A 20155-nucleotide genomic window follows, 5' to 3' on the forward strand; every position below is an offset into this window, starting at 1 on the left:
TAAATTCCCCTTTTCTGCCGTACCAACGGCTTGATAATTACATTAAATCCGTGTCCGTGCAATCGGGGGAAGATCAATTGTGAATGGCTGGAGTAGAGGAATTAAGGGCTCGATAGTATTTAAAAATTCATCAAAAATGTCAGCCTTTGAGGATGGAGCCATTTGTATTCCGCTTATCCAGCCTTCGCCTGCGATCCTTACTGAGGTCGTCACTTTTCTCAAGAGTAATCTTAATCCCGAAACTATGCTGATTAGTGCCCGTCCAGACGCAGTTGCTATTTGGTGGAAGCAGGTTTCCAAAGAATGCAATTTTAAATTTTTATCACCTCTTCAATGGCGACACTCTTATGCCACTATAGGTGCATTACACCTAGCTGACTGGTACAAGAACAACACTTACCTACTCCAGCAGTGCTGCCTTCACAGTTCCATAAAAATGACTGAGAAATATGTCAACCAGAAGTCGTCGCAGCTATTGAAAGCATTTGAGAACTAATTTGTCATTTCCAAGAAGGAGCAAATATTCTTGCCCATAATGGAATTTTCTTTATAGGTGGCGGCTTCTTGACATCTTTATTCACAATTAAAAAATTAGCTAAATTGTTCTTATTCCCAACTTTTAATTCCTCTAACATCTTAGCAAAATCTTGTCCTTTTTGATAACCAAGGTCGTATTCTGTTGATAGAGTCGAACGGCAAAGAAATCCTTTTATGGTACCGCTTTCTAATTGAGTGCTTGGATCAACTATAAAAATTTTGCTTAACGTCAATGCGCCGTAAACAACTTCTTCATTAAGAAAACTCTTTAAGCTTTCGGTGTTTAATTTTTTTAGCTGATATAAATAATTTAGCATTCTATTTTCGACAAAATCCTCGGGATCTAGGCAATCTATAGGTGTTGAGCAAATGCAAATTACTACATTTGCACCTATGTTCCCTGCTTTTTGAATAATACCTAATGGAAGGTTCGCATAAATACCACCATCACCGTATGCATTATCTCCAGATTTGTAAGGCTGCACAACGATTGGCAAAGCACATGATAATGCAACTGCTTCAGTGAATGAAAACGACTCATTTTCTAATTCAGCACTGCTTTCTCCTGGACTATACATAAACATTGGATGGTCTTCGAGCATGAATGTACTAGGCAGTGACTTATTTGAAGTGACATGGATATATGAGTAAATTTCTGAGGGTCCCTCAGGAAGAATTTTTTTAAAAAGAGAAGCATAATTCTTAAAAATTACAAGTCCGCTTTCTTTTCGATTAGTTTTTTTGAAGATACTAAAAAGTTGCCGCCCTAGAATTATAAATGACGCCCAAATAATTCCAACTAGGGCCTTTCTTTTTCCTTTAATTTTATTGAACCAGCAACAGACCCAAAAGTTTCTAAATATTTTTTGTCTTGAAAACCTAATTTTTTCTGACACCAAATAAGAATTAATAGCACCCGCACTACTTCCCGCGGATGCAACTATACGAATCCCATTAGAATCCATCAAGCCTTCTAAAAACCCACCTTGCCATGCTCCCTTAGCACCTCCGCCTTGAATAACGGTGACTATGTTGATTACAGATTGATTTTTTATCTCTTCAGATAAATCTTGTAGTAAGTAATTACCATAGTCAGGACGAACGCTCATACCAATCCTAATGTACATGTGCTGTTTTATAGTTCCTTCATAACCTTCGCGTGCTCGTCCAGCCTCTTACTCGTCTGGCTGACTTCAGCATTTTCCAAACACTTATGAATTAGATTCGCCCACTTCAATCCGCAATTCTTATTTAACGCACTTAACGGCCGTTACATAAAGTGGAGATTGAACGTCTGAGCCATCCTTTGTGGATTTTCCAGGTATGAGCCCTTTTGTTTCTCCGATGAAACGTGCTGTGTTCGACTTACAGCATCTTCCAATAAAATATCTCTCCGTTTCGAGTCTCACTTCTGCGTTGGTGCCATCCCATAACTGAAAAAACGGCCAAGCCTGTTCGCCAACCATCGAAATGCCGCAATCAAGTCTAGGATCTTCCGAGGGAACAACAGTAATGTAGTTCCACTCTTCCAACCGTTGGTACGTCATTGCTGCACAGGAAATATTTAAAAATAAAAAAATGAATCGAAATACTTTAAACATCAATATTTATTATTTTGGTGAAGAACGATAAGAATAGCAATTATTTGATGGGAACCAATGCTTCTTTCCTAATTTTTTTCTTCGCCTGTTCATCCGCTCTCTTACTCGCCTCTTTAACTTCGGACTTTTGCAAACATTCATGAATTGGAATCGCCCACTTCAATCCGTCAGGAACATCTTCGTATTTTTTATGATTTTTAGATAATGGAATGACCTTAGACATGATCTACCATTCCTCGATTTTCTCTACCAATTTGAACTTTTAAATTCACCTGTGATTCCAGGTATTTGGTAGGGAGTACAGGGATCGAACCTGCGACATCCACCTTGTAAGGGTGGCGCTCTACCAACTGAGCTAACTCCCTATTGAATTTTTCTAACTTAAAATTTGGTTTTGCGGGATCTACCACTCTACCAACTTTCATACTTACTCTACCATTTTTGATAGAGCACTCTAAAATTCTCCGGTCGTATTCAATAGCTACGACGTTTGAATTTAACTAGCTCGTAAACAACCATCCTTGTAAGGGTATTGCTCTACCAACTGAGCTAACGTCCTAAACGAGAGTTACTTATCTAAATGACAACACTGCCGTTGTCGAGACGACTTGCATTACAACGCATCGTATTAATTGTCGGGGCCACTCACTTCTTTTCATAAATTTAATGTTCACTTCTCTTGGCAGGTCCTCCCGCGTAGAAATCTAGGTCAGGGAGTCTATATGAAATTCATTACTATTTTAGGGGTATTACTGATGTCTACACTTGCGATCGCCGACGCTGAGGATTGCGTACGTGAGATCGTCGACAATAACATTTACGAGACCTACACCAACGAGTGCGTCTGCGGATCACCCACGCCGAAATCTGAAGTGGATCTGCTCTTTGAAGGTGTTGAAGATGTCGAATGTTATCGCTCACTGAGCCAGGACGCTAAAAAGCAAATCCAAGCCGAAAAAGAGGCGCATGCGAAAGCTTGCTACGAAACACTCAACCAAAGCTGCGGTGGCGGTAAAAAAAGCATCAACTGAAGTGATGTTTTAAAAATAAAAAGGGCTCTGAGCGAGCCCTTTTTTATTCGAACTTAATATCTAAGCCACTTAATCGATGACGGCGATCTTTACAAAAAGATCCTGCTCGATGCGATCTCCTTTGATCGTTGCTTGATTGTAATCATAGATAGAAAGCCCAATGTTTTGCTGCTTTTTACCACTGCTCACACCAACGATATCGAGATACTTTTTGGCGCGCCCCAAAGAATCGTAAAGAATAATCCCCATACCTGCTTTTTGTGTCGTACAGACTTTTTCCGTTCCGGAAAATAAAACTCTCGAAGTTTCTGCACTTAACTCAAGGACGTGAACCAAATAAGGACAAGTTTTGGATTTCGTCTTCTCTGTTTCAATGTAATAAAACATTTTATGATTCGAGGAAATGTTCGCCCACACTCCATTGAGATTTCTAACTAATAAATTTTCTTGTTGATCGATGGGCCAAGGAACTTCACCACCACCCCAAGCATTGAGCGAGAGCACCACTGTGATTGCTCCGATTATCATCTTCATAAATTCTCCTTCATCTGTTCTGTATTTTGCTCAACTAAAATTTTAACGTCTTTACTAAAATAGTATCCGTATTTGGAACGGAAAATGTACTTCGGCTTTTCCATATTCGGTTCAAGAATTTGGCGTAGCCTTTTAATGGTCACATAAATTTTATTATCATGAACGGCTGGATTGTAAGACTGCCTCCAAATGATCTTCACAATTTGCTCTTTAGTGTACGAATGACCTGGTTTTGATAAAAATAATTTCAAGAGATCAATCAGAATAAACTGATTTTGCAAATCCACTTTCCCGCGTTTCTTTTCGAAGATGGAATGGTTGGAAAGATTAAAAACCAAATCATACATCTGCATGGTATCTTCTTCGCCAAGACCGTCTAGAAGACCGTCAACAAGATCCGAAAGGCGCTTTAAATTGAGAGGATCGATGCTTCTCTTGGCTAGCCGCAAATAGCTGCGAGCCTCTTCGATTTTTCCCGCCTCTTTGTAAGTAAGACCCAAACCGTAAAGTAAGGAGATATAGGAATAAAGATTCTTCTCGGTCTTTAACATTTCGTAACACTGCCAAAGAATATCTAACGCCTGATCAAATTTTTTCATCTTGCGAAGAATTTGTCCCTTGAGAATCTGCGAGGACAATCTCACTTGAGGTAACTCAAGAATATTCATCACAATCTGGAGATTATAGATTTCTTTGAGGGAGTCTTGCAGTTGATCTAAGTGATAGTAAGAAATTGCCATTCCTAAAATAGCGTGACTCATGCCCTCCTGGTCATCGCGTTTAATGGCGAGCGTGAGAGACTGCTTGCAGAGCTGTAAAGACTGAACATGCTTACTTCGGTAGGAGGAGCACAGCGCCAGTGTGTAAAGCATTTTGGGCGTCAGTTGAACTGCTTCCGCATCCACGAGACGATTTAATAAGTTTTGCGCATGATCAATTCTTTCGAAGTCATGCAACTCGGCATAGCCTCTAAAAAGAAGCTGTAACGTATCTAAGTACTGGTCGTACTTTTGAGTCTGGAGAAGTTCGTTAGAGAGTGGAGCTAACATCTCAATCGCCTTGAGAACGTCACCACGCTCTAGATATAAACGCCCGATTTCGAGCTTAGATGTAATCAACTTCTCCCCCGAGAAATAAAAATTCCGGGGTTTAGTCTACAAAAGACGGGTCGATATTCAAGGCCACAGAATTCATGGAGCAACGCGGCCTTAGGATTAAAAGCAATTTAATGCCCCTAGGTCCGAAAAGGTTCCAGGTTCCTTAAAAACAAAAGGCCGAATCAGTCGATTCGGCCTTTTGTTTTTAAGGAACCTGGAACCTTTTCGGGAACCTTTCCGGATGCTAGTGGTAGGAATGACCCTTGTACTGAGCTTTAAGACCTAAGCTTTCGTCTCTTTGAGCCTTAAAGAGGTCTTTCACGTTCTTGATTTCAAGGGCGTGCACCAAAACTTGATCCACGTGATCCACCAAAACGATCTTAAGATCTTTAATCACTTCTTGTGGGATATCTCTGAGATCTTTTTCGTTCTCCTTAGGGAGAATGATCGTCGTGATACCACCACGATATGCCGAAAGAACTTTCTCTTTCACACCACCGATGGGGAGCACGCGCCCACGCAGAGTGATCTCTCCGGTCATTGCCACCGTACGAAGCACTGGCGTCTTGGTAATGGCGGACACGATACTTGTCGTGATCGCACAACCGGCCGACGGACCATCTTTGGGAATGGCACCTTCAGGAACGTGAATGTGAACATCCACATTAAAGAAGTACTCTTTATCCATACCAAACAGTGGGCCACGTGACCGCACGTAACTCATCGCCGCTGAGCAGGACTCTTTCATCACATCACCCAACTGACCCGTCACCGTGAACTTTCCTTTTCCAGGAACAACGGTCACTTCGATAGGAAGTAAATCTCCACCGACTTCGGTGTAAGCCATACCGTTGGTGAGACCCACTTCGTTCTCCAGCTCAATTTTTCCATGCTTGTACTTATGAGGCCCTAAGAGCTCCACCAATTTTTTCGAATTAATCACATACGTCTTCTTCGATCCCGCTTTCGTCACTTGAGAACGATTCGGCTTCTTCTGATTGTCCTTCATGTGACGTTCGATCTCTTCCTCACGCACGATCTCTTTTGCGATCTTACGGCAAACGTGGGCCACTTGGCGTTCAAGGTTACGAACCCCAGCCTCACGAGTGTAGAAGTGGACGATCTCTTTTAACACTGGATCAGGAATTTGAATTTTATAATTCTCTAATCCATGCATCTTTAATTGCTTCGGTACGAGGTACTTCTTAGCGATATGCATCTTTTCGCTATCGATGTAACCTTCGATCGAAATCACTTCCATACGATCCAAAAGCGGTCTTGGAATCGTGTGAAGCGAGTTCGCCGTCGTAAAGAACATGACTTTCGAAAGATCATATTCCACTTCGAGATAGTGATCCTGGAATGTGGCGTTTTGCTCAGGATCTAAAACCTCAAGCATTGCCGCACTGGGATCGCCGCGGAAGTCGTTACTCATCTTATCGATCTCGTCGAGAAGAATGAGAGGATTTCCGTGCTCTACTTTACGAAGCGATTGAATAATTTTTCCGGGCATGGCGCCCACGTACGTTTTACGGTGACCACGAATCTCTGCCTCATCGCGCACTCCACCTAAGGAGATACGAGAGAAGCTACGGTTGAGAGACTTCGCGACGGATTTCGCAAGTGAAGTCTTACCCACCCCAGGAGGGCCCACCAGGCAAAGAATAGGTCCACGCACATCCGGAGCTAAACAATGGACGGCGATGTGCTCAAGAATTCTCTCTTTCACCTTCTCTAGACCCCAGTGATCTTCGTTCAAAATCGTCTCGGCAAATTCGAGATCTTTCTTTTCCTCAGAGTAATTCGTCCAAGGTAATCCTAGAATCCAATCGATGTAGTTACGGACCACTGCCGCTTCCGCACTCATGGGGGACATCATCTTTAATTTTTTGAGCTCTTTGAAGACTTTATCCTTAGCCTCTTTGCTCATTTTCTTTTCGCGAGCTTTTTCTTCAAGCTCCATAAGCTCCGCTTGGTAATCATCTTTTTCACCAAGCTCTTTTTGGATCGCCTGCATTTGCTCATTGAGATAGTACTCCTTCTGAGACTTCTCCATTTGCTTTTTCACACGGCTGCGGATCTTCTTTTCGACTTCGAGAATTTCGATCTCGCTCGTCATCATCGCTAAAAGCTCTTCTAAACGTTTTTGCGTCTGAATTTGCTCCAGAAGTTTTTGCTTGTCTTCGAGCTTAAGGTTCAGCTGAGCCACGATAATGTCTGCCAGCTCACCAGCGGACTCGATGCTCGATACGCGCATGAGGATTTCTGGCGGAATACGTTTATTTAACTTCACGTACTTTTCGAAAGTTGTTTTAACGGAGCGGATGAGTGCCTTCAACTCCACCTGATCTTCGGGAGCATCGTCAAAAACGCGAACTTTCACTTTAAAATATTTATCGTTATCGGTGAAGCTTTCGATCTTTACACGTCTCTTACCTTCAATAAGAACTTTGACAGTTCCATCAGGTAAACGGAGCAACTGAATGATCGATCCCAAGGTTCCAATCTGATAGACTTCTTCAGGATTGGGATTATTTGTCTTAGCATCTTTTTGTGCCGCCAAAATAATATCCGTTTGCTTCACCATCGCTTCTTCAAGAGCATTAATGCTCTTTTCGCGACCGACGAACAACGGCATCATCATGTGAGGAAAAATAATCAGATCTCTAAGGGGTAACAGGGGTAGCTCTAGAACTTCATTTTGCGCCATCATTCCTCCTTGTATTATGACAACACTACAGAGGAATCGGTTAATGATTTTCTTCGCGGGGCTCAGAATGACAGTGTCATCCTGAGCTTCAACGAAGGATCTGCGCCCTAAGCGCTTTCGGCCCCGCCCGCCTTTTCGGCCTTGGCTGCGGCTTTAATCTCTTCCTCTGTTTTCAAAACAACCACGGGATCAGCTTTTTTATTGATCACGTCTTCGTCTATTATAACTTCTTTAACGTTCGGCTTGGAAGGAATTTCGTACATGATGTCCAACATCGATGTTTCGATAACGCCACGCAATCCACGCGCACCTGTCTTTCGGTCTAGCGCACGACGGGCAATGGCCTTAAGGGCTTTGTCCGTAAATTTAAGATCGACATTTTCGTAGCTAAAGAGCTTCTGGTATTGCTTGATCAAAGCGTTTTTAGGCTTAGATAAGATGTCAATCAGAGCGTCTTCCGCCAACTCTTCCAGAACCGAGATCACTGGAAGGCGACCGATAAATTCGGGGATCAAACCAAACTTCGAAAGATCATCTGGCTCTAGCTTTTTAAGCATCCCGTAACCCGACTCGCCCTTTTCCTTTTGGGTTAAAATATCAGCATTAATTCCTAACACCTTATTAGAAACTCGGTTTTCAACGATTTTATCTAATCCTACGAAAGCTCCACCCACGATAAACAAAATGTTCGTCGTATCGACCTGAATAAATTCCTGTTGGGGATGCTTACGACCACCTTTCGGGGGTAGATTCGCTACGGTTCCTTCAAGAATCTTAAGAAGTGCTTGCTGCACCCCTTCACCGCTCACATCGCGTGTGATCGATGGGTTCTCAGATTTGCGGGAGATTTTATCGATCTCATCGATGTAAATCACACCCCGCTGGGCTTTTTCGATATCGTAGTCGGCGGCCTGAAGTAAATTCAAGACCACGTTTTCCACATCTTCTCCCACATAGCCCGCTTCAGTCAAAGCAGTGGCATCCGCCATAGCAAAGGGAACGTTTAAAATTTTTGCAATGGTTTGCGCAAGGTAAGTCTTACCCGAGCCTGTTGGTCCGATCAGTAAGATGTTACTTTTCGCAATTTCGATATCATCTTTTTTGCGAGATCCCGATTTCCCGATGCTGTTGATTCGCTTGTAGTGATTATGAACCGCCACCGAGAGCGATTTTTTCGCCTGATCTTGGCCAATCACATACTCATCAAGGTACGCCTTGATTTCACTCGGCTTGGGAACTTTAAATACAGCGCTATCTTTGTCTTCGCGACCTTTTTCCTCTTCGATAATATCTGTACACAAGTCAATACACTCGTCACAGATATAGACGCCAGGGCCTGCGATTAATTTTTTAACTTCGTTCTGGTTTTTTCCACAAAAACTACAACGGAGAAGGGCAGAATTTTCGCGACGACTCATGTCTTATTTTCCTTTTTTTGTTTTCTCGCAGCTACAACGTGATCCACTAGTCCAAACTTCTTCGCATCTTCTGCGCCTAAGAAATTATCACGATCCATGGCCTTATCTAAAACATCGTAAGGCTGACCCGTATGGTGCTGATAAATTTCGGTCAATTGCTTCTTGGTTTTGATCAATTCGCGAGCATGAATTTCGATGTCACTGGCCTGCCCCGACAAGCCACCGCTGATTAAAGGCTGGTGAATCATCACGCGAGCATGCGGAAGGCACGAACGTTTTCCTGCAGCTCCGGCAGTTAACAATAGCGATCCCATGCTTGCGGCCATACCGATACATGTCGTCGCCACATCACATTTTACAAATTGCATAATGTCATAAATTCCCATGCCCGCAGTGACGCTTCCGCCGGGGGAATTGATGTAAAGTTGAATGTCTTTTTCAGGATTATCCGCCTCGAGAAATAGCATCTGGGCGATCACATTATTGGCAACAGCGTCATTGACCACGCTACCAAGGATAATAATACGATCTTTAAGAAGTCGGGAATAGATGTCGTAGCTGCGTTCGCCACGTGCCGTTTGCTCAATGACTATTGGAACCAATGTACTCATATGATGGGTCTCCCTTGTGTTGCTTGCCCGCTTCTAAATATGTGCATTCTATAGGAATGACAAGATCTCATCGGGTAAATACATGAGTTCTTGAAGGAAAAACCAACCGGTCACCCATAATTCGGACTGGTTGTTCGTCGAGTCCGTTTTTCAAAGACACCTCAGCTCTCAGTGTCAGTTTATTTACAGTTGAGAAGATGGGTGATACTCTTTCAAGCTTTCCACCCTATATAAGGAGCTTTTCAATGAAATTGAACATCACGAGCCTCTCTACCAAAAGTCCAGCTCAAGTCCAAGTTTGGTTCACCACTTCAAAAGAAGGTAAAGATAAGAAATCGACGGCGCAAATCGCGGGCAACAAAGCTTCGACAGAAATGAAAACATTATTATCTAGTATTGATACAGCCCGATTCTCCGGCGGAGAGGGCGAAAGTGTGTTCCTTCGCCGCGAAAGCTCCCCGCATGTTCTCTTTGTTGGCGTCGGTGAGGATAAAAATCTTTCAAAGCGTCTCACGGCAGAAAACTTCCGTCGCATGAGCGCCGGAATCTACAAAACACTTCAGTCTGAAAAAATTTCCTCCGCACAAATCTGTGCTGTCGCCGCGTTTTCGGCCGAAGCTGTGGCGACAGGCCTCACCGAAGGCTTACTTCTGACCAGTTACCAGTTTGAGACTTACAAAGAAGAGCCTAAAAACAAACACGTTCTGCAATCTGTGGAGATTGCCGTGGAAAAATTCTCCTCATCTCTAAATAAATTGCGGGAGCAAAGTGAAATCATCGCCAACGAAATGAATTTTGCGCGCTGGTTGGGCGATTGTCCAGGAAACTTTATGACCCCATCTCAGTTGGCCGAAGAGGCGCAAAAGCGCGCCAAAGGCACAAAAATTAAAGTCACCATTTGGGACAAAACTCGCATCGCTAAAGAAAAAATGGACTCGTTCTTGAGTGTTTCCGAAGGATCCTCTCAAGATCCTCGATTTATTATCATGGAATATTCAGGTGGAAACGCCAAACAAAAGCCTCTTTGCCTCGTCGGTAAAGGTCTCACATTTGATTGCGGAGGTATTAGCATTAAGCCGAGCGCGGGAATGGAGGAGATGAAGTTCGACATGTGCGGCGGCGCGACTGTAATTGCGAGCATGGTCGCCATGGCTAAACTTGGTTTAAAAATAAATGTAAAAGCCTATGTCCCCGCCACCGAAAACTTGGCCGGCCCCGCTGCCAATAAGCCAGGAGACATTCGTCGCGCTCGCAATGGTAAAACCATCGAAATCAACAATACCGATGCCGAGGGTCGCTTGATTCTTGCCGATGCTCTTGTGTATGCCTGCGAACAAAAACCCGGAATGATCTTAGATGTCGCCACTCTTACAGGCGCCATGATGGTCGCCCTCGGCAACACTCATACGGGTTTTTTCACTCATGATACCGGTCTTCGCAAAAAAATCGAAACGGCCGCTGAAGATTGCGGAGAAAAAGTGTGGGCCATGCCGATGACGGACGATCACGCCAAAGATATGAAAGGCTACTATGCCGACCTCACCAACTTGGCCCCGTCCCGAAATGCGGGCAGTGCCACGGCCGCTGCGTTCTTAGGATACTTTGTCGAGAAGGGAATCCCGTGGGCGCATTTTGACATCGCGGGAACGGGATGGAATGTTTCGAATCGTTTACCGTACATCAGCACCAAGGGCGCTGCCGGAACAATGGTTCGCACGTTTGTCGAAGTTGCTAAAAACTACCGAGGGTAGTTTTTCTCCATCGTCATCCTGAACTCTGAACTCAGGATGACGGCGGACTTAAAATCGTTTTTCCCATTGAAGAACCAGCTTACCGGTGCGTTCGTTGTCCCCGGTAGGGGCCCACGAAGCGGTCAATACCCAACGGCGTGACAGCCGTTTACGAACTTCAAGATTTGTCGCTTTTTCCCAGTTGGTACCCACCGAAGCCGTAAGACCCTCTCCGAGAGCGAGAGTGGCGGTGTAAACTTTCGTCACGGCATTGTAGGAAAAACTTTGAATCGGAGTCGAAGCAAAGGCCCAGAGTCCGAATAAACCGACAGCCCGATCGGCAATCGCCGCATCCACACTCCCCACGGTTTCTGCATCACTTCCCACGAGCTTATCGATGGGTCGACCAAACAGAAGAACTGAAATGATATCCGATCGCGGGAGGAATGGCTCACTCTTAAGTTTAATGTCTGGAGCTGCAAGTCCACCTGAGATCACGATATAGACCTTGTATCCCCCCTGCTCAATTCTAAACTGACCATCGATTGGGAAGTTGGCATCTTCGTCATTATTTATTGTTATACGCAGTTTTTCTGAATAAATTTTTCGTCGTAAATACTCGATCGTGAACGGTTCGAGTTTAATGTAGCCTGACCCTTTTTGCTGATCTGTGATCATAAAGTCGGTCGTGATCGGTACGTGCGGCTGAACATATTTGGAATGGAGTTGAATCGCCCCTGGGGCCGGAGTTTTAACGTGAGCCTGAACATTCACTTTAAAACTAGAGGCCCGCGGAAGATCTTTTTGCGCGCGAATGATACGCTTATCAGGACTAAAAGATGGAATACCAAACACCGGATCTAGAGGAGGAAGATCGAGCCCTAGCCGACGAATCAGTACGCCCACATCTACATTCATAAACTTTAAAGCCTTATCGAGATTTAATAAAACTTCAGTGTCGACATCGACCTTTTGAGTGTCTGAGCCCAGACGAGTCACCACATCAATCTTTGTGGCAAATGATTTTTCATCTTGGGAAACAACGTTTTTGGCTTTCAAATGGATTGTTCCTTCGAGGATATCCAAGGGTGAAGGGATAATAACCTCTTTGGCATCTAAATACTGACGCAAACCCTGGTAACTGTGAACCATCAGCTCCGAATCCACTCGAGGCTCATATTCCCATCGGCCATTTTCGCGGAAAATACTGAACTGAGCGGCCAAATCCGCCGTAAAAAGTTTATTCTTAATACTGTCGACCATCGCGTTGGCCTCAAGAATTTTTTGCTTCCCTTCGCCATTGGCCATCAGCTCTTTGAGCCAGGTTTTTCCCTCGATCGTGGCCATTACGCTTTCGGGAATTTTACAACGGCAGGCTTTTTCCATCGGAACACGCATGTCTTTATCAATAAAAAATAAATCCACCATGCTCCAGATTTTAAAAGTCGTCGGCACCTCGCTCCAAGCCACATCGTTTTCCATGGGGATGTGCAACTTGGCTTCGACCTTATCCAGTTTTGTAAGACCGCCAGGAAGATTTTTTACTGAGGTCTGCAGATCAAGATCCGCTCCCGATTCTTTTAGGACTAAATTGAATGTGGGATTCGAAAGAATCGGCTTTTTCTCCATCTCATAGGTGATGTTCGCCAATCCCGTAATCGTAGTGACTTCATCTTCAAATTTCATCGCCAGCGGAGCGGACACTTTCCAAGATGTCCCCTGTGCGAGCACTTCCGCCTTCAAAAAGGGAATACTCTGATTCATTTGCGAAGCATCCATCTGAGACTGTAATCGTAAGCGCAGTGAACCCTTCATCGCTTCCACTTTAAACTCCGCTAAATTTTTTTGCTCAAACGTATAGGGCTTAAGGATAGAGGCTCCTATAATCCACGGAGACACTTTCTTTTGACCTTCTTCTAAGATTGAAAGGTGCAGGCCGGCCACCTGCACATCGATGACATCGACCGACATCTTTTCGCCGGCGATGGCCAAATATCCTAGATATCCATGTATTTGTTGGTAGATGCTTTGCGGGGGCGCCTTCTGATTTTCCGGTGTTGGTGGGAGTGTTACGACCCACTTCTCTTTTCCGATGGCTCGAAGGGTGTCAAAGCTAAATATTTTATTCTTATCAAAAAGATGAAACTCGAATTTTAATTCGATGGGGTTTAACAAAATACGAACTTCGGGATCTTTCTTTTCAATGAGAAGCTCGGAGAGGACGATGTCCATGTTCCAGTGACTCCAAGAAATTCGTCTTGAATCAAACTTTGCCGTCTGCCAGGTGATATTAAGGTCGCTGGGGAGAAATAATTTTTGCGCCGTTCTCATGACAGACAATGGCGCCACGTAGATCCAAACTCCAAATGCAATCAGAAGCACTAAAGTCAAAGACACCAGACTCGCGATGACGGCACTGATGAGCTTTAAGATTCTCTTTAAACCGAATTTTGCTACTGCCACTAAAACTCCTGGCCAAAACTCAAAAAGTACACCCACTCTTCGGCGTAGCCCACCGTGGTTGCGTCGGGTTTAGAGATGTTTCCTTTGGCTGCAGATCCTCGGAGAGTTCCGAAGGGTGAAGGCCAACGTAAACCCACTCCGGTCGAAGTGAACAGTGGATCGTCCAAAGCAAACTCTCGAACACCCAATCGAGCCGCATCAAAGAGTAAGAAGGGCTCTAACTTCCAGGGCAACTCTTCGATCAAGCGTAGCTCGAACCCCGTATAAACGCTCGCCAGATATCCTAACTGACTGTTATTGAGACTTTTACGGGAAAAACCTCGGAGGTTATCATTTCCCCCATAGAAAATCCGGTATTCAATCGGTAAAACATCATCTTCGGTTCCATTGAAAACTTGATCCGCCTTAACGCCGATAGCTTCGAGGCGCGCACCGAGGACAAACACGGGTGGAATAAAACTTCCGATATTCCAAAGTTTTTTATAATCCAATTCAAAACGATCCACAGAAACTTTTGATCCTAAACCATCTCTTTGCCCGCGGTAGGAAAACTGCGCTTCGTAACCCTCATATTGGGTTCGCACGTTCGTTTCGTAGGAGTGGCTCATCGCATACAAATTCCCTTCCCAAGAAAGGTAAGCCACTTCGTCAGGACCAACCCCACGTGCGGTACGGACGGCGTTTAAAGTCGGTCCTAATCGACCGCGAAAACGCGAATGCCACATATCCCAGTAGCGCCCCAGATCGGCGCCGACTTTTGCCTCTAAGTATTCGTAGGCTTTTTCAGAAAAGCGAGCCAGCTGCGCCCGCGGTCCAAAGAACGTTTGCGCGGAGCCAGGAACCCAATACAAGTCTGATGAGAGATTAACACTTTGAATTCGCGGAGACGCATGAATCGCTGCAGTGAAAGAGGACGCTTTCCGATCTAGACGAGAATTTTTAAAAATAAAATTGGCAAACGGAAATTCTTCGGTAGAAGCTCCCAATTCAAATCGAAAAACCTTTGCGGGCCCAATGGTTCCATTCAGATAAAGATCTGCAAATTGATCTCGGCATTTTACAGTGTAGTAGGCGCTTTGGAAAATTCCGTCCGCGAGCAATCGAGAGGACGTCAACTGGGTTTTAACGACATCGTAAGTTTGACCTCTCTCAAAAGCTTGATACCGCTTGAGCGCCGCTTCGTCTAAATTCTCGAAGTTCTCGTGCTCGATGTTGTCGATGGTCTTCTGAGTTCCGGGAGAAATGTTAGCGATCACTTTTTTGTCCCAACCCTGAGCCGTGACTTCCACTTTAGGGCAAGCGTAGCCCTGCATGCGTAAGTCCGTATCGGCCCACTGTTGGACTTCATCCAGTTTCTCCGGCACCAATGGAGCCCCTATGATCTTTCGCTTTTTCCCCACGTCAATTTCGCCACTCCCGTTATGAATTTCCAGAGATTGAATTTGGTCTCGCGGCCCCGACCACACCTTCAATTGATCTTTATCACGTTCAAAACGTGGATTTAAATACCCATCTCTTTGCAAAAGAACCGAGATTTGATACTGGGCTTGCGGAACTGGAATCGTTCTCCACCCTTCACTGCCTTTATCACTGCCACAGACGACCACTTTTTCATTGCGCGAAAGCTTAAGATCGCCTTCTTTGAGGGTAATGTTGTCGCAGAGTTTTTTATCTTGATGTGCACAAGCTGCATAGAAGAGCACCAGGCTGAGGAGGAAACTTCGCATCACAGTGTTTTACTTTTGTGGCGGAAAAGGCTCAAGTCTTAAATGTACTTTTGCAATTATATAAGAAATCAATTATATGGCTTCTGAAGGGGTCAAAACAGCGCGGTGAATTGCATCAAACTGTCTCAAGCAGGCCACACCCTGGTAGCGGTGAGTTAGGGATCTCCATGCTCTTTGCTTATCACGAAATACTGGCTAGTCTCTAACATTAACAAAGGAGTTTTTTATGAAACATCTATTTTTAATGCTTATCCTCGGCGCCCTTACTCTCTCCGCTCAAGCTCAAGAGTATGGAATTCTTGCCGGTATCCACAACACAGATATCGATACCCCATCGGGACCCTTTTCTGTAGACACTGAAATCGGTTGGCGTGCGGGTCTCGTGGGTAAGTACGAAATTGCTGACGGCGTCCATTTCCGTTCGGGTGTCCTTTATGTCGATCGCAAGTTTTCGATGGAAGAGTCCAGCAGCACGACAAATCTAGATATCAAAATGGCTTACTTAGATATTCCTGTTTTGTTCCAGTTTCAAATGAACGAAACTATCTCCTTTTTTGCCGGACCAGTTATTGGAATTAACGTCTCAAAAAAAGTTTCCGGAACTGCCAGTGGCGTGAGTGGCAGTGATGATCTTGAAAATGTAAAAGGTCTTTATCTTTTGGCTCAAGCCGGCGTCAACTTCACGTTTGATCAAATTGGTTTCGATGTTTACTACGAGAGAGGCTTCGGAGAAATCGCAGACGACAGCTTCAAAGACTACAACATCATCGGAGCCAACTTCCTCTACTGGTTCTAAAAGGTTCCAGGTTCCTAAAAATCAAATAAAAAAGGCAAGCCGAGTGGGCTTGCCTTTTTTATTTGATTTTTAGGAACCTGGAACCTTTTTAATGGGTGAGGATGACGATGGGGCTTCCGAGCTTGCTGGTGATCTCCTCGCGGGAGATGACAATCGCGTCGCTCGGCATGTCCTCTTTGTAGAATTCGATACTCTCTAAGATCCACTCACGCGGCCAGTCGCCCACGATTTCTTCAAAATCGAGATGCACTTTGTGGGCGTCCTCACCATATTCACCATCTTGAGCCGGCAAACGATCGCTTTCGTGAAATGGGAGCGGAATATCAGAAATATAATCTTTATTTTCGTTATTCACACGGCAAGGAGACGTGATCGTCGTCGTCGGCTTCTTTCCGCCCACCGACATCCCCTCGGCGATAAATCTTAAACGGAGCTTGGGATACTCGAGGCACAATAGATTCACGCCCTTCGATGCGTTGACCGGAAATTGTCCCATTGAAAACGTCAGTTTCTTTTCTTTTTTCTCTCGAATCCGAATAGAGTGCGAAACGCTTTCACGCTTAAAAACACGTAAGGGTTTCTCCACGATTGTGCTGAGCTCTCCAGAATCTCGTACCGCCGCCGGCGTTCGATCATTCATGTAAGGTACAATCCATTGATAATCTTTGTTGGAAATCCAGTAGGAGTAGAGAGAGAAAGCCATCAGTAAAATCAAAAATCCGGCTGATTTTAAGTGGAACATATAATTAGTCCTTTCAGCATCCTGCAGAAAGCTGTGCGATATTCTTTAAATCGCCATTACTCTAATTATACACGTTTATCGACGGTAGCCGTTATATTTTATGCCCATTTGCTCTGTCTCTCGACCAATGGCTAACACGCCCATTTTAGCGACCCAACCATAGACGTTTTCTAACGGGCAACTCTCCGTATTGATTTTTAAATCACTTAAACACAATCTCTTATAAACCGCTCCTGGACTATTTAAGCTCTCCTTTTCGTCCTTCTGATCGTGAGCTCTAAGAAAGCCTCCTGCCAGCTGATTCCCTAACATGTAAATGGTCGGCTCGGCGGTACTATTTCCTGATTTTACCACCGTAGGAATACCCTCTTGAACAATCACTTCGTGAAACTGACCGCCGCCTTTTTGAGCCTTCATTTTCTTCCGTGAATTGTAGGTCCACTCCAGAACGTCTTTTGCACTTTTCACCTGGATAACACCTAACCCGTAGGTGCCCGCGTTGTTTTTAACAAAAACAAAAGGAGGATCGTCCACTTTATGTTCTTTGTGTTTCTTTTCCACACGTTGCAAGGTGTTTTCCACAACGTCAGCCAGCTGCTGTCGACTTTGATCGTCGGAAACATCAAAACTTGCAAACAATTGAGTATCGACCTGGAACAACCAAGGATCAAGCTCTAGAATCTGCGCAAATTCACTGGCGACAGCATTGTAGTTTTCAAAGTAGTTACTTTTCTTTCGTTGATACCAACCCAACTCCTTCGCTGGAGTCATTGGTGATTTTAAATTTTCGGGCCAGTGGCTATAAAGCTTAGAGAAATCATTGTTTGAAATCACAAGATCCGGTTGAAAATCTTTAAGCTGTAATAATCCATTATTCGGAAGAACTTTTTCTACGGTGACCTTGTTACCGATGTAGCTTTCAAGCTCCATTTTATCCTGATCCGCAAGGCCCGGCATTCCGACTCGCACTTCGTACCCAGCCTCCATTAACAAGGCCTGAATCGTGTAGACGTTCTCCCAGTAATAGGCATTTTTTAAATTATCTTCGCTCACCAATAGAATTTTTTGAACTTCAGAATAGTGTTTGTTGAGATACGACTTCATTAAATCGGGAATGTGATCTTTATCCGCGGGACAGATATTGTTAAATCCCGCGGGATAAATATTGGCATCCACGTTTGCAATTTTATAGGACGAATCTCTAACATCATAACTCGAATAGAAAGGCACTTGAGACTTTTGAGATTCCTTTTCGAACCAATCACAAAGCAGATCCATTTTTTTTAAGATTATTTGATGTACGCTTTTATTCATTGATACCTACTTGTTCATGAGTGAGGGCAAATGCATCGGCCGCACCCGCAATAAAAAAAGGAAGTGTAAAAACAAAAAGCCCGGGGACGGAGCCCGCGATAAGGATGGGTAGACTCATACCTAAAAATAACGGCGACCGCGACCAAAAGAACTGCCATCTTTGGCGAAGCGTATACCCCATGTTTTCGAAGGAAAAATCGGTACAATCAAAAGCGATCATCATGCAAAAGAAAAAAGGAACAAAAATGGTAAAAACTGGAATCATCGCCAAAAAGAAAAGAACTGCGGATATCAAAACAAATATCGACATTTTAGCCAAACCTAGAATCAGCATTCGACAAGTGGTCGCAAACCAGTGCCAAACGCCGGTAGTGTCCTGAGTGCGTACACCCTTGGAAACTAAAATCGACCCCGAGAGAAGGACGTAAAAGGGAGCACCGGTCACCGATAAGACTAAATAGGAAAAGTAAGAAAAAAACATAAATACAAAAAACCAAAATACACCCTGGAAAATCGCAGTAAAAAGCGAAATATCGCCCATTTTGATCTGATCGGAAAAACTGACAAGCCAAGGTAAATAATTAAATGCCAGCTGCATTAATGTGGCGCCACTCTGGAAGAAATGGACGATTGAATAAATCATCAATCCCACAAAAATCCAAAACGGAATCACCGCCAGAATAAACCATTTTAAACGCGAGAAAACTAAAAGCATCCCTTTGATAGGACTTAATAAACCAGTGATAAACTGCGCCAAGCTACTCATTGGCACCTTTCATTCGAGGTGGCGCTTTTTTAACGGGCGCTTCGTTAGGATTTTTACCTCGATTGGACGGCTGAACACCAATCTTTAAAGAATAGATTGTGCGTTGGATGCGTTTTTCTTGCTGTGCCATCGACTTAAAGAACTGAGAATTTTCATCCGTATTTTCGATGAGCTCCTGTGGACGACGATAGGACTTTAATACCTGCAACATATCCATCAGTTGAGATAACTTATCCAAACGAACTTTTTCTTTTTGTTGAAGCTCAACAGGATGAGGCGCTGGCGGCGTTTTAGAAAGATGCTGGTATAGATTTTCGTAATCCTCTCGTAAATGATTCAGAGCTTGCTTGGAGATATCTTGGTCTCCCATTTCGCCGATATCCAATAAATCACGTTGAGTCATACTGAGTCTTTCCATATGGCGCTCAAACGTCTCATCGATGGGCGTCGGCAAAGCCGCCAAGCTTTTATACAGCAAACTGGGATAGGGAGTGACATCTCCCCCCTTTTGCGGAGGAACAATTTTGACTTTACTTCTCCACTCTTTGGCTTTGTCCCACTGCCCCAACACATAATAAACATTGGCAATTCGCGCCGGAGTTTCTGTCTCAATCACATAAATATCTTGTAAGCCTGGGCTCTTGAGTAAATCCAAAAGCACAAGGAGCATTTGCGGATGATTCTTTTGAGCTTCGTAGATCCAAGAAAGACGGTGTAAACTTTGAGCGGTTACGGTGCTTTGGTAATTATTCCCGTGCTTCATCGCCTGGCGATAGGTTTCTTCGGCTTTGGAATAGTCTTTTTGAGTCTCGTAGAGACGACCCAGCGTCAGATACCCGTCCCCATGCCAACCAATATCGTCGGCTGAGGATAAGTATTTCTTCAACTGACTCTCAGCATCTTTAAACAATGATTCCCTCATAAGGATCTTGGCGCGACGAAGCTCTGCCGGTTCTTCGATGGTCACCTTATTGTTTTCTTGGAAGAATGAACTACAAGCGGAAGTTAGAATAAATAAGGTCAATAAAAAAAATCTCATTTAGGGCTCACTTGTTGCGAAAGCTTGGGAAAGATCGGC

Annotated in this window: 17 protein-coding genes and 1 tRNA gene; 3 read left to right on the forward strand and 15 right to left on the reverse strand. The window is 44.2% G+C overall.

The genetic code is table 11. The features are described 5' to 3' along the window. Positions 1-500: 500 nt before the first annotated feature. The 4 genes from K2Q26_13760 to K2Q26_13775 form a co-directional block, all read right to left on the reverse strand. On the reverse strand, positions 501-1646 hold the full coding sequence (locus tag K2Q26_13760) for a patatin-like phospholipase family protein (protein ID MBY0316585.1): 1146 nt from the start codon (positions 1644-1646) through the stop codon (positions 501-503). 138 nt (positions 1647-1784) lie between these two features. Next, complete coding sequence (locus K2Q26_13765) at positions 1785-2138, reverse strand: hypothetical protein (GenBank protein ID MBY0316586.1); 354 nt, start codon at positions 2136-2138, stop codon at positions 1785-1787. A 40-nt stretch (positions 2139-2178) separates the two neighbouring features. Next, positions 2179-2361, reverse strand: a complete 183-nt coding sequence (locus tag K2Q26_13770; protein ID MBY0316587.1) for a hypothetical protein — start codon at positions 2359-2361, stop codon at positions 2179-2181. A 66-nt stretch (positions 2362-2427) separates the two neighbouring features. Continuing rightward, a tRNA-Val gene (locus K2Q26_13775) sits at positions 2428-2503 on the reverse strand. Positions 2504-2860: 357 nt separating this feature from the next. Between K2Q26_13775 and K2Q26_13780 the strand changes: the two genes are divergently transcribed. Continuing rightward, positions 2861-3169, forward strand: a complete 309-nt coding sequence (locus K2Q26_13780; protein ID MBY0316588.1) for a hypothetical protein — start codon at positions 2861-2863, stop codon at positions 3167-3169. A 69-nt stretch (positions 3170-3238) separates the two neighbouring features. Here the strand turns inward: K2Q26_13780 and K2Q26_13785 are convergent, their stop codons facing one another. The 5 genes from K2Q26_13785 to K2Q26_13805 all read right to left on the reverse strand — a co-directional run bounded on the left by K2Q26_13785 (position 3239) and on the right by K2Q26_13805 (position 9539). Beyond that, positions 3239-3703, reverse strand: coding sequence for a hypothetical protein (locus tag K2Q26_13785; GenBank protein ID MBY0316589.1), 465 nt, complete (start codon positions 3701-3703; stop codon positions 3239-3241). Further along, positions 3700-4821, reverse strand: coding sequence for a tetratricopeptide repeat protein (locus K2Q26_13790; protein ID MBY0316590.1), 1122 nt, complete (start codon positions 4819-4821; stop codon positions 3700-3702). The genes K2Q26_13785 and K2Q26_13790 overlap by 4 nt, the downstream gene beginning before the upstream one ends. Before the next feature lie 223 nt (positions 4822-5044). Beyond that, on the reverse strand, positions 5045-7510 hold the full coding sequence (gene lon, locus K2Q26_13795; GenBank protein MBY0316591.1) for an endopeptidase La: 2466 nt from the start codon (positions 7508-7510) through the stop codon (positions 5045-5047). Between the two features lie 107 nt (positions 7511-7617). Continuing rightward, the gene (clpX, locus tag K2Q26_13800; protein ID MBY0316592.1) at positions 7618-8928 is read right to left on the reverse strand and encodes an ATP-dependent Clp protease ATP-binding subunit ClpX; all 1311 of its coding nucleotides are present in this window, start codon (positions 8926-8928) and stop codon (positions 7618-7620) included. Then, positions 8925-9539: an ATP-dependent Clp protease proteolytic subunit gene (locus tag K2Q26_13805; GenBank protein MBY0316593.1), complete on the reverse strand. Its 615-nt coding sequence runs from the start codon at positions 9537-9539 to the stop codon at positions 8925-8927. Before K2Q26_13805 ends, clpX begins: the two co-directional genes overlap by 4 nt. Positions 9540-9784: 245 nt before the next feature. Between K2Q26_13805 and K2Q26_13810 the strand changes: the two genes are divergently transcribed. Continuing rightward, positions 9785-11290 carry a leucyl aminopeptidase gene (locus tag K2Q26_13810; GenBank protein MBY0316594.1) on the forward strand — a complete coding sequence of 502 codons (1506 nt, stop codon included), beginning with the start codon at positions 9785-9787 and terminating at the stop codon, positions 11288-11290. Between the two features lie 48 nt (positions 11291-11338). Here K2Q26_13810 and K2Q26_13815 read toward each other — a convergent pair whose 3' ends face one another. Both K2Q26_13815 and K2Q26_13820 read right to left on the reverse strand, forming a co-directional pair. Then, complete coding sequence (locus tag K2Q26_13815) at positions 11339-13732, reverse strand: translocation/assembly module TamB (GenBank protein MBY0316595.1); 2394 nt, start codon at positions 13730-13732, stop codon at positions 11339-11341. Continuing rightward, entirely contained in the window at positions 13732-15462 is a 1731-nt protein-coding gene (locus tag K2Q26_13820; GenBank protein ID MBY0316596.1) for a BamA/TamA family outer membrane protein, read from the reverse strand. Before K2Q26_13820 ends, K2Q26_13815 begins: the two co-directional genes overlap by 1 nt. A gap of 223 nt (positions 15463-15685) precedes the next feature. Between K2Q26_13820 and K2Q26_13825 the strand changes: the two genes are divergently transcribed. After that, positions 15686-16255 carry a PorT family protein gene (locus K2Q26_13825; GenBank protein MBY0316597.1) on the forward strand — a complete coding sequence of 190 codons (570 nt, stop codon included), beginning with the start codon at positions 15686-15688 and terminating at the stop codon, positions 16253-16255. Positions 16256-16343: 88 nt separating this feature from the next. On the opposite strand, the gene K2Q26_13830 is transcribed toward K2Q26_13825, so the two are convergent. The 4 genes from K2Q26_13830 to K2Q26_13845 form a co-directional block, all read right to left on the reverse strand. Continuing rightward, on the reverse strand, positions 16344-16997 hold the full coding sequence (locus tag K2Q26_13830; GenBank protein MBY0316598.1) for a hypothetical protein: 654 nt from the start codon (positions 16995-16997) through the stop codon (positions 16344-16346). 75 nt (positions 16998-17072) lie between these two features. Then, a complete protein-coding gene (gene gshA / locus K2Q26_13835) occupies positions 17073-18311 on the reverse strand; it encodes a glutamate--cysteine ligase (GenBank protein MBY0316599.1) in 1239 nt (412 codons plus the stop codon). After that, complete coding sequence (locus K2Q26_13840; protein ID MBY0316600.1) at positions 18304-19077, reverse strand: hypothetical protein; 774 nt, start codon at positions 19075-19077, stop codon at positions 18304-18306. Before K2Q26_13840 ends, gshA begins: the two co-directional genes overlap by 8 nt. Further along, positions 19070-20116, reverse strand: a complete 1047-nt coding sequence (locus tag K2Q26_13845) for a hypothetical protein (GenBank protein ID MBY0316601.1) — start codon at positions 20114-20116, stop codon at positions 19070-19072. Before K2Q26_13845 ends, K2Q26_13840 begins: the two co-directional genes overlap by 8 nt. Positions 20117-20155: the final 39 nt, after the last annotated feature.

The sequence above is a fragment of the Bdellovibrionales bacterium genome (assembly GCA_019750295.1).
In the GTDB taxonomy this organism is placed as follows: Bacteria; Bdellovibrionota; Bdellovibrionia; order Bdellovibrionales; family JAGQZY01; genus JAIEOS01.